The organism is Isoptericola maris (assembly GCF_048065335.1).
Classification (GTDB): domain Bacteria; phylum Actinomycetota; class Actinomycetes; order Actinomycetales; family Cellulomonadaceae; genus Isoptericola; species Isoptericola rhizosphaerae.
Map to the genome: position 1 here is coordinate 102,760 of NZ_JBLUNY010000006.1, position 10,991 is coordinate 113,750.

Below are 10,991 nucleotides of genomic sequence, written 5' to 3' on the forward strand. Positions count from 1 at the left end.
CGGTGGTCCTGCTCAGCGGCCGAGCGAGCCGAACAGCTCGCCCAGCCGCCGCGCCACCTCGGCGTCGGAGGCGATGCCCGGCGTCGCAGCCGCAGCGGCCGCCAGGCGCGCCCTCAGCGCAGGGTCCGCGGCCAGCCGGCCGAGCGCTCCGGCGAGCGACTCGACGGAGCCGGGCGTGAAGACGAGCCCGTTCTCGCCGTCGGTCACCCACTCGAGCGGCCCGCCGGCCCCGGCGACGACGGTCGGCCGGCCCAGCGCGAGGTACTGGAGCACGTTCTGCCCCATCGGCTCGGGCCGGAGCGACGCCTGCACGCACACATCGAGCCGACGGATCTCGGCCGCCACGTCCTCGACGTGACCGACGAGGTCGACCCGCTCGGCGACGCCGAGACGGCCGGCGAGGTCGCGCAGCGCGACGTCGTCGTCCTCGCCGAACTGGGCGGCACCGACGAGCCGCAGCCGGACGTCACCGGCCGGGAAGGCCCGGGCGAAGGCCCGCACCAGCAGCTCCTGCCCCTTCCACGGCGCGAGCCGGGCGACCATGCCGACGGTGCGGACCTCGTCCGCGACGGTCCCGGCGGGCACCGGGTCCTCGAGCCCGAGGGGGCTCTGCAGGACGAGCTGCTCGGCCCCGGCGGCCAGGTAGGGGCGCGCCGAGTCCAGCGTGGCGCGGGAGTTCGCGACGACGGCGTCGGCCCGGCCCAGCACCCACCGCCGCATCGCCTCGTGGGCGAGCCGGCCCATGCCCTCCGCGGTGACGAGGTCGCGCAGGTGGACCACGAACGCCTGCCGCCGCCGGTCCACCGCGAGCGCCCCGTAGACCGCGGCGCGCGTGGTGTTGGCGTGCACGACGGCGGCACCCCGGAACGCCGGGTCGGCCCGGAGCGCTCGGGCCACCCGCAGCAAGCCGGCTGCGCCCCGCAGCCCGCCCGTGACGCCCGTCCCTGCGGACAGCCCGGCCCGCTGCGGAGGTCCTGCCAGATGGACGGGGACGCCTCGGTGCAGGAGGTCTCCGAACGGCCCGTCCGCCATCTCGGCGTCACCGGCACCGCCGGCAGGCCGCCCAGCGAGCGGCTCGGGGAGGAAGACCTGCGGCGTCCAGCCCTCCGCGGCCAGGACGGTGCGGCGCAGCGCCAGCTCGGCGCCGCCGTGGGCGCGGGAGTGATCGAGGTGAGCCACCGTGGGGTGCACCCTCGCACGCTATCCGGCGGAGACGCGGCGGCGCCGGCGCCGGCGGTCCGGGACGGGTGGTTCACCCGGAGTTTCACCCGGACGCGCCTCGGCCCCGCGGGACGGTCACGGGATGATCGTCACGAGGGATCGGAGTCCGATGAGCCGACGCGCGCTGCTGCTGACCGGTGCTGCCTGCGCCGTCGGGTGCGCCCTGGTCTACCTCGTCTCCGTGCACACCGCGCCGGGCCGGGGGGCCGACGAGTGGCTCCGCCTCCGCGTCGTCGTCGGTCTCGACTGGTTCGAGCCGGTCGGGGAGCTGCTGCGTCGCGTCTTCCCGCTGCTGCTCGCCGCCGTCGTCGTCATGCTCGGCGTGCTCGCGCTCGTCCGGCGCCGCTGGGCGGCGGTCACGACGGCGCTGCTCGTCGTGGCGGTCTCGACCGTGGCCGCGTACGGGTTGCGCCAGGTGCTGGACCGCCCGGGGGCGGGCACGGGGCTGAGCGGCGGGCCGGACGTCAACACGTTCCCGTCGACGCACGTCGCGGCCACCACCGCACTCGTCCTGGCCGTCGTCCTGCTCTGGCCGCGCGAACCCACCCCCGCGGTCCTGACCGGCGCAGCGTTCCTGGTCGTCGCCGCGGCCCTCGGGTCGGTGGTCAACCACGCCCACCGGCCCGGCGACGTCGTCGGCTCGGTCCTGCTCGTCGCCGCCGTGACCGCCACCGCGCTGGGCGTGCTGGGGCGGGGGGCGGTCAGGCGCGGTCGGCTGCCCGGGGCACGAGACCGTGGGTAGCCGCGGGCACAGCCGACCCGTACAGCTCCAGGTAGGCGTCGACCACGCGCCCCCACGTGTAGTCGCGGACCGAGCGCGCCCCCGCCCGGCCGAGGCGGTCGGCGGCGTCCTGGTCGCCGAGCACCCGCGCCAGAGCACGGGTGAGTGCCGGGACGTCCTCGGGGTCGACGAGCACCCCGTCGACGCCGTCGGTGACGAACTCCGGCGGGCCGCCCCGCGTGGTGGCGACCACCGGCACCCCCGCCCGCCAGGCCTCCAGGACCACGATCCCGAACGACTCGAACCGGCTGGGGACCACCACCGCCGCTGCACCGCGCATGGCTGCCGCGACGCCGGCGGGCGCCAGGCGACCGGGCAGGACCACCCGGTCCGCCAGCCCCAGATCGTCGGCCCGTCGCGCGAGCGCCGCAGCCTCCGGCCCGTCGCCCGTCAGGACGAGCCCGAGGCCGGCGTCGTCGGCGGCGAGTCGCGAGAACGCCTCCAGCAGCAGGTCGAACCCCTTGACGCGGACCATCCGGCCCACGGCCAGGAGGTAGCGGCCGGGCAGCCCTGCGGGTGCCTCCGTGGCCGCACCGTCGCCCGCCTCGTGGAGGTCGACGCCGTTCGGGACGACGATGCCGCTCCCCGCCGCGAGGCCGAAGCGGCGCTCCAGGTCCTCCAGCGTGAAGCGGGACGGGCCGGTCACCGCGATCGCCCGCGACACGGTCCGGCGCAGTGCGGCGGCGAGCAGCCGGGACCTGTCGAACACGCTGTTCGCGTCGGCGAACGTCTCGCCGTGCGAGGTCAGGACCAGCGGGATCCCCGTGCGGCGCGCCGTCGCCGCGGCCCACGGGCCGTTGGGCCCGAAGCAGTGCACGTGCAGCACGTCCGGGCGGTCGGCGCGCACCGCGTCCCGCCAGGCGAGCGCCGCCCGGGTCACGTCGCGGGTGAATCGTGCGAGGGACGCGGCATCTCGGGCCGGCATGGGGCACGGCAGGTACCGCACCCGCACGCCGTCGATCTGGTCCGGCCCGTCGTCGCCCTGGTCCACCGCCCACACCGTGACCCGGTGTCCGCGTCCGTGCAGGTCACGGGCCACCTGGCGCACGTGCTCCTCGACGCCGCCGACCCGCGGCCAGAACGAGCTCGTCACCAGCGCGACGCTCAGCACGCCCTCACCTCGTCGTGGGCGGCCCGTGCGGCATGGTCCGCCACACGCTCCGGGGGCCGACGACGGACAGCATCGATGGGTGCAACGGTCCGGCTCGCCAGGCAGAATCGGTGGCTCGCACCGTCGACGGAGGTCCTGTGACGACACGACTGGTACTCGGCACGATCGGCGTCCCCGTTCCCATGGGGCAGCAGGTGTACGAGGAGGAGGTCGCGGCGCGCGCGGAGGCGGCGCTCGGCGGGGACGTCGAGGTGCGCCGCGAGATCGCGCGCGGCCTGCGGGCCGACCTGCCGGGCACCGTCCGCGTGCCGCGATGGCTGCTCACCCGCGCGCCCGGTGCCGTGCGGCAGGCCGTCGGCGCGACCCTCTACCGCGGCGCCACGGCCGTGCACCGGATGGGCCTGGCCCTGCCGCCGGCCCGGGTACCGGAGATCGTCACCGTCCACGACACCGTGGCGTGGCGGTTCGACGACGAGTCCGACCCCGAACCGTTCGCCGCCACCGAGATCCGCCGGGCCGCCGCCGTCGTCTCCCCGTCGCAGTTCGCCGCCGACGACGTCGCCGAACGACTCGGGCTCGGCGAGGTCCACGTGGTGCACAACGGGGTGGACCCGCGCTGGTTCGACCCGGAGCCGTTGTCCGCCGCCGAGCGGGATCGCCTCGGCCTGCCCGGGCGCTACGTGCTGCACGCCGGTGGTTCCTCGCGGCGCAAGAATCTCGCCGGCCTGGCCGACGCCTGGCCCGCGGTGCGTTCCGCCCACCCGGACGTGGACCTCGTGCTGTGCGGACCGCCGTCGGCCCGCCGCAGCGACCTGTTCGGGGCGCTGCCGGGCACCCACCTCGCCGGGCTCGTCGACGCCGACCTGCTGCCCCGCGTCGTCGCCTCGGCCGAGGTCGTGGTGGTCCCGTCGGTGTACGAGGGATTCGGCCTGCCCGCGCTGGAGGCGATGGCCTGCGGCGTGGACGTCGTCGCGGCGAACCGCTCGTCCCTGCCCGAGGTGTGCGGGGACGCCGGGACGCTCGTGGAGCCGGACGGGGCGAGCCTCGCCGACGGGATCGTGCACGCGCTCGACGGCGACGGCGCGGCCGAGCGCGTCCGCCGTGGCCGCGAGCGTGCCCGGCAGTTCACGTGGGAGGCGAGCGCCGCGGCGCACGCGGTGATCTGGCGCGAGGTCCTCGGACTCTGACCTCACGAGGGTCCCCACGCGCGGACGGCGCTGATCGCGACCTGGTAGTCGCTCTCGGTGACGAGCTCCATGAACGCCGGGTGCGGCCCACCGACGACGCCCGAGTAGTTGAGGTCCAGCACCGGCACCTCGCGTTCGGTGGTCATGGGGACCGACACCCGCACGCCGGTGACGGTCACCGGGTCGAGCTGCAGCATCGCCACCCGGTCGAAGAGCTGGCCCGTCACCTCGCCGACCACCTGCCAGTCTCCTGCCGCGTCGCGCACCTCGACGGTGTAGTCCCGCAGGCCCGCCGTGCAGCAACGGATGCCGGCCGTCGCCACCGCGATCCGGTCGATCTCGACCGGGTCGGCGGTACGGACCGTCACGGTCGGGTTCTCGTCGACGGAGCCGTCCGCGAGCCGCCCGGACCGCCACGGGTCGCGCACGTTGAACGTCCCGGAGGTGATGGCGGCGGCGTCGGCGTCCTCGTGGGTCGACGAGGCACGCACCGGCCGTCCCTCCAGCACGTCCTCCCCGTACGGCTCCGATGCGGCGGCCGTCAGGCCCGTGCCGGGCGGTGCGACGACGAAGGCGGGCGCCCCGCCGACGGGCAGGGCGACACCGTCGGCCGGGACGTCGAGGGGCCGACGCGCCCCGTACTGGTCGACGAGCTCGACCTGCGCACCGCCGGGCGCGGCAAGCGTCAGGGTCGATGCCAGATCGTCCGTCCACAGCGCCAGCAGCTCGCCGCCCTCGCCCGTCCCGCGCACGGCGTACGTCCCCGGGGCGGGCGCGTCCAGCAGCTCGAGTTCGGCATATTGGTCGAGCAGGTGGGTCGTCGCCGCGGCCGCGGCACCCAACGGCTTGACGTATCCGTCGTGCTGGATCGCCGACCACGAGTTGCCGGTCTCGCCCCAGCCGCCCTCGGAGAAGAAGTAGGTCCACTCCTCGATCCCCTCGAGGCGGTACCAGAGGAGCTTGCGCGCGACGTCGGAGCCACCGGCCCAGAAGTTGACCACGCCGTCGGACCACCACCCGGTCTCGGTGTCCCACCAGGGCAGGTCGCCGCAGGGTTCGAGGATCTCGCGCAGCTCGTCGAGCTCGCGGCCCGGCTCGGAGAACCCCTCCTCCTCCCACGACCGGTTCAGCCCGGTGTAGGGGTGGATGCCGACGACATCCATGGTGTCGCAGCCGCCGGCCCCGACGACGCCCTCCCACCAGTCGAGCGCCACACCGAGGGAGTTGCCGCCGACGACGAGCACGTCCGGGTTCGCCTCCCGGGCGCCGCGGGCGAACGGCGCGGCCACGTCGCGGACGTAGTCGCCACCGTCGTCGAAGCCGGTCGCGTTCGGCTCGTTCCAGGGTTCCCAGTGCACGATCCCCGGTGCCTGGCGGGAGACCTCGGCGACGATCTCGCGCACCCAGCCCTCCCACGTGCCTGCCTCGACGGCTGCATGCTCGGCGCCCCCACCGGAGTCCAGTTGGACCACGAGTCGCACCCCGAGCTCGTCGGCCAGCTCGCTCGCGCGGCGCAGCTCGGTGAACGGGTCCGACGGCGCCTCGCCCTCCGCGCTGCGCACCCCCTCGGACGGCAGCGAGCCCCACTCGAGGCCGTCCCTGCTCGGCTCGGCGGTCGGGTCTGGCACCAGCGCGGCGACGTCGAGCTGGACCCGGTGACTGCCGAAGCCCAGGGCGTCCGCGAGCTGCACCCCACGCAGCGGGCTCGCGCCGCCCCACCCCGCGCCGTCGGCCATCGAGGCCAGGTCGAGGTCCGCACCGTCAGGCCCGACCGTGTAGCGCAGGCAGTCGCCGGAGACCGCCTCGTCGGTGCCCACGTCGACGAGGTGGGCGTCGACCTCGTACACCCCGGCGCGCGCGTCCGGCAGCGCGAGCGCCACCTCGCCCCCGTCGGCCGGGAGCTCGACCTGCTGCCACTCGCTCGCGACCGGGTCCCGCAGCCGGGGGTCGCCCCGGACCTGATAGCGCACCACGTAGCGGTCGGACACCGGGGCCCAGGCGTCGTCGACGGACAGCGACACCGCGGGCTCGTCCCCCGGCCCGAAGTACCCGTACTCCGCCGGAGTCGTCAGGCCGAGACCCATGCCCATCACCGACAGGAAGGAGTCCGTGCCGGCGTTGTACTTCACCGGGGCGGTGAGCTGATACCGCATCCGCCCGTCCGAGACTCGCACCAGCGAGGTGCCGTCCTGCGTCCCCGCGAGAAGGTACGAGGCGTCATCGTCCCGTGCCACACCGGCGCGCGCGTCGAGCAGCAGCTCGTGGTCGAGGTCGCCCCGGGAGACGGGCCAGACGCCGAGGCGGGCGCCGTCCGGCGAGTACCACTCCAGGCCGAGCTGGTCAACGGCGACCAGCAGGCCTTCGCCGCCCGGCCCGCTGACGACGCCGTCCATCGAGCGCGGGAGGTACTGCCCGCCACGGCCGAGCCCGTCCGGCCCGTCCTCACCACCCAGCGCGAACGTCGTCGCCCCGTCCCGCGTGCGCCCCCGAAGCTCCAACCGGCTGCCATCGTTCTGCGCGAGCACCACCGCCCCGTCGTCCAGCACACCCTCCACCCCGCCGGGGAACGCATCGTCGAACCCTAGGACCGTGCCGTCCGCAGCGATCTGGTGCATTCCCGCGGAACCCTCGTGGACACCCACGACGCCCTCGTCCTCGCTCAACAGCACCGTCCCGTACAGGTCGAGGAGATCGCCCCGGCTCTCGGTCGACGGGGGGAGAGTGGCTGTCCAGTCCCGCTCACCCTCGGGACCGATCCGGAGCAGGTCGCGGCGACCCATCAGGGTGTCGAGCAGGTAGACGTACCCTTCATCGTCCACCTGGAAGTCCCCGGTCGTGAACGACTCGTAGCCGTCGTCGAGTCGTAGCGGCACATCGAACCCGCCGGCCGCCGAACCGTCGACGGCGTCGTACCGATCCACCCGATAGGTCGAGTCGCCGTCGAACGAGAGGACGTACGCCGTCCCACCACGCACCTGGAAGTCGATCAACGTCGCTCCTCCCACCGGGGTGACATCCGGGACGGCCACGGCGAGGCCGTCCAGCTCCTCATCGACCACGCCGTCGTCGGTGACCTGTGCCAGGTCGCCGAACCCGCACACCGGAACCGGACCTCTCACGGCAGGTGCGGTACCCGACACCGCAGCGTCCGCCAGGACGGCACCACCGACGTCGTCGGGATCGTCGCCGCCGGTCCACGAAGATGAGGCTGCGGCCACTCCCAGCAGCGCCACGACGCCGACGGCGGCGGCCACCACCTGGGCACGACGACGACGCTCGCGACTCGCTGTGCCTGTCGTCATCGCTACCTCCCACGCAGGGCCGGGCGCCATGCCGCCTTCCCCATCGTCGATCAACAGCGCGCACGAACGACCGGTCCCACCGGGTGAACCGGGCTCCGACGGGCCATTTCACCCGGATCGAGACGGCCATCGCCACTGATGTCTTCCTACTGTTGATCCAGGCCGTTCGACCAGACGTCGACGCATCTTCGAGAGCACGGACAGGACGCATGACTGGATCCGCCATCTCCACCCAGGGGTTGGGCAAGACCTATCGGATCGCCTCCGAGCGACGCACCAACCGTGCGACCGAGGCGCTCGTCCGAAGACTGCGCCACCCCCTGCGGCGCGCCACCTACGAGACGTTCGAGGCGCTGGCCGACATCGACCTCGAGATCCCCTGGGGCGAGGCTGTCGGAATCATCGGCCGCAACGGCGCCGGCAAGAGCACTCTGCTGAAGATCCTCACCCGGATCACCGCCCCCAGCTCGGGGCGCGTCGAGCTGGGCGGACGGGTCGGCAGCCTGCTGGAGGTCGGCACCGGGTTCCACCCCGAGCTCACGGGCCGCGAGAACGTCTACCTCAACGGCACTCTGCTCGGCATGCGGCGCCGGGAGATCCAGCGCCGGTTCGACGAGATCGTCGACTTCTCCGGGGTCGAGAAGTTCCTCGACACGCCGGTCAAGCGGTACTCCTCGGGGATGTACGTCCGGTTGGCCTTCTCCGTCGCCGCCCACCTCGAGACCGAGATCCTCGCCATCGACGAGGTCCTCGCCGTCGGTGACGCGGAGTTTCAGGCCAAGTCGCTCGCCAAGATGCGGCAGGCGGCTCAGTCGGGTCGCACCGTCCTCTACGTCAGCCACCAGGCGCAGACGGTCTCCGCCCTGTGCAGCTCGGCCCTCTTCCTCGACCGTGGTCGCATGACGTTCCAAGGCGGCGTGGAGGACGCCCTCGCGGAGTATCGACGGACGTTCACGAGCTTCCAGATCGCTCAGCAGGACCCCGAACGGCGCGCAGGGACCGGCGAGCTGCGATTCACCGAGACTCAGATCGCCGAGGAGATGATGGAGCCGACGGCGGACAAGACGATCGAGTTTGCGGTGAACGCCAATCCCGAAGTCGTCGGCCAGTACTTCGTCTCGTGCCACATCAACGACGCGGACGGCAACGTCGTCGTGCAGTGCGACTCCCGTCTGGTGGGCATGTGGCTGGACCCGGCCTCGCCTCAGCGAGGCGCGCTGACCATCAAGGACCTCTGGCTCAAGCCCGGCCGCTACACGTACGACATGTACGTCTGCAAGGCCGGGGTGCTCGACGCCTGGGAAGGCGCGGGGGCGTTCGAGATCCTGCCCAAGGCTCCGTACGCGGAGGTCACCTCCGACGAGGCGCTCAGCCACGGCATGGTCCTGGCTGACTTCGAGTACGAGAAGTGGTGATCCCATGACGACCGTCATCACCCCCCCGGGACGTCTGAACCTCCCCGCCTGGCGGGAGCTGTGGGAGTCTCGCGAGGTCCTCTACCGGTTCGGCATGCGCGACATCATCCTGCGCTACCGCCAGACGGTCATCGGCGTGGCCTGGGTGGTCCTGCAGCCGCTCGCCGCTGCCGGCATCTTCTCCATCGTGTTCGGCCAGGTGGCCAACCTGTCGAGCGGGGACGTGCCCTACTTCGTCTTCAGCTTCGCCGGCATGCTCGTGTGGAACCTGTTCAACGGGATCGTCACGCGCGCCGCGCCGTCGCTGGTGGCCAACCAGTCGCTGGTGGCCAAGGTCTTCTTCCCACGCATGCTCGTCCCGCTGTCCTCCGTGCTCGCCGTCATGCTGGACTTCCTCGTCGCCTCGTCGCTGCTCGTGGTGCTGCTGATCGTGTACGGCGTCCCGGTGGGCTGGCCGCTGCTGTCCCTGCCGGTGTGGGTCGCGGTGGCAGTCCTGCTGGGTTCCGGCATCGGGCTCGCCGCCTCCGCCGTGACCGTCACGTACCGCGACGTCAACTATGCGCTCCCGTGGGTCATGCAGATCCTGCTCTACGCCACCCCGGTGGCGTACTCCCTGGAGAACGTGCCCGACGACCTGCTCTGGCTGTTCAACCTCAACCCACTGACCTGGCTCCTGGAGTGCTTCCGCTGGGCGACGCTGGGCACGCCGATGCCCCCCGCCTGGCAGCTCTGTAGCGTCATCGCGGCCGCCGGGCTAGTCTTCCTCGGTGGGACCCTGGTGTTCCAGAAGATGGAACGCGGCTTTGCGGACGTGATCTGACGTGGCCCTGCCACACGTCCACGTGATCACCCCGGGGGACCACTACTCCCCCCGGACCGGCAGCGCGATCCCGACCGTGGTGCACGGCCTGGCCACAGCAGCGGCCTCGCGAGGCCGGATCACCCGGGTCTCGGTCGCCCGTGGAACCTATCCCGACCGCTACGACAGCGCGGAAGCGGTCGAGTACGCCGAAGCTCCCGCCGGACGGCACGACCGCCAGATCGACGCCGTGACGGGCCGGCTCGGGCTGGGGCGACAACGGACCCGACGGCGCTACGCCGCCGCCGTCACGGACCAGGACTCCTGGCCTCCATCGGTCGTGTTCGCGCACAACGCCCCCCAGCTCGTCGGCGCCATCGACCGCTCGCGTCACACACCCGTGCTCTACGCCCACAACGAGCTGCTGCGAACCTACTCCCGTCGCGAGGCGGGGCGGACGCTGGAGAACGCCGAACGGATCGTCTGCGTCAGCGAGTTCCTCGCGGACCGCACCCGCGACAGGCTCCCCGTCTCCCTGCGCGAACGCGTGGTCGTGGTCCGCAACGGGGTGGACACGGAGCTCTTCCGCCCGGCGCCCGACAAGCCGGAGCGTGAGCGCGTCGAAGTCGTCTTCGTCGGCCGAGTCCTGCGGGCCAAGGGACCGGACGTCCTCATCGAAGCGGTACGCCTTGTCGACGACCCGCGGCTCCAGGTCACCGTGGTCGGCGCCGCCGGCTTCAGCCCGACGGCGCCACTCACCCCCTATGAGCGCGATCTGCGGCGACGCGCATCGGGCCTCGGCGAGCGCGTCACCTGGCGGCCGTTCCTGCCCCGGGCGGAGGTCGCGGCAGTTCTGCGCGAAGCGGACGTCGCCGTCGTTCCCTCGCGATGGCCGGACCCGTGCCCGCTCACCGTCCTCGAGGGCCTGGCGTCCGGGCTCGCCACCGTCGCGTCTCGGGTCGGCGGCATCGCCGAGATCTCGTCCGACGGGTCGTTGCTCGTCGCGCCGGACGATCCTGCCGCTCTCGCGGCGGAGCTGCGCCGACTCGTCGACGACCCGTATCTCCGCACGGACCTCGGCCGCCGTGCGAGGGCCTCGGTGCGGGACTGGTCCCTCGCACTCGACGAGCTCGTCGACCGGCTCGAGGGCGGTGGTCGGATAGCAGGGTGAGATG

At 73.2% G+C, this 10,991-nt stretch carries 8 protein-coding genes; 5 read left to right on the forward strand and 3 right to left on the reverse strand.

Annotated elements, in window-relative coordinates; translation table 11 throughout:
- Positions 1–12 precede the first annotated feature (12 nt).
- Positions 13–1,179 (reverse strand): glycosyltransferase family 4 protein, encoded by a 1,167-nt coding sequence (locus ACH5HR_RS10690; RefSeq protein WP_416477784.1) that lies wholly within the window; start codon positions 1,177–1,179, stop codon positions 13–15.
- 151 nt (positions 1,180–1,330) lie between these two features.
- Here ACH5HR_RS10690 and ACH5HR_RS10695 point away from each other — a divergent pair, with 151 nt between their 5' ends.
- Complete coding sequence (locus ACH5HR_RS10695; protein WP_416477785.1) at positions 1,331–1,963, forward strand: phosphatase PAP2 family protein; 633 nt, start codon at positions 1,331–1,333, stop codon at positions 1,961–1,963.
- On the opposite strand, the gene ACH5HR_RS10700 is transcribed toward ACH5HR_RS10695, so the two are convergent.
- A complete protein-coding gene (locus ACH5HR_RS10700) occupies positions 1,923–3,113 on the reverse strand; it encodes a glycosyltransferase family 4 protein (RefSeq protein WP_416477786.1) in 1,191 nt (396 codons plus the stop codon). The two genes, ACH5HR_RS10695 and ACH5HR_RS10700, sit on opposite strands and share 41 nt — an antisense overlap.
- 137 nt (positions 3,114–3,250) lie before the next feature.
- Here ACH5HR_RS10700 and ACH5HR_RS10705 point away from each other — a divergent pair, with 137 nt between their 5' ends.
- On the forward strand, positions 3,251–4,300 hold the full coding sequence (locus ACH5HR_RS10705; protein WP_416477787.1) for a glycosyltransferase family 4 protein: 1,050 nt from the start codon (positions 3,251–3,253) through the stop codon (positions 4,298–4,300).
- Between the two features lie 2 nt (positions 4,301–4,302).
- Here the strand turns inward: ACH5HR_RS10705 and ACH5HR_RS10710 are convergent, their stop codons facing one another.
- Entirely contained in the window at positions 4,303–7,602 is a 3,300-nt protein-coding gene (locus tag ACH5HR_RS10710; protein WP_416477788.1) for a glycoside hydrolase family protein, read from the reverse strand.
- 209 nt (positions 7,603–7,811) lie between these two features.
- Between ACH5HR_RS10710 and ACH5HR_RS10715 the strand changes: the two genes are divergently transcribed.
- From ACH5HR_RS10715 to ACH5HR_RS10725, 3 genes are read left to right on the forward strand one after another with little or no spacing between them, the layout of a single operon-like run.
- Positions 7,812–9,017, forward strand: a complete 1,206-nt coding sequence (locus tag ACH5HR_RS10715) for an ABC transporter ATP-binding protein (RefSeq protein WP_416477789.1) — start codon at positions 7,812–7,814, stop codon at positions 9,015–9,017.
- A 4-nt stretch (positions 9,018–9,021) separates the two neighbouring features.
- Entirely contained in the window at positions 9,022–9,837 is an 816-nt protein-coding gene (locus tag ACH5HR_RS10720) for an ABC transporter permease (RefSeq protein WP_416477790.1), read from the forward strand.
- Position 9,838: 1 nt separating this feature from the next.
- Positions 9,839–10,987, forward strand: coding sequence for a glycosyltransferase family 4 protein (locus ACH5HR_RS10725; RefSeq protein WP_416477791.1), 1,149 nt, complete (start codon positions 9,839–9,841; stop codon positions 10,985–10,987).
- Positions 10,988–10,991 lie beyond the last annotated feature (4 nt).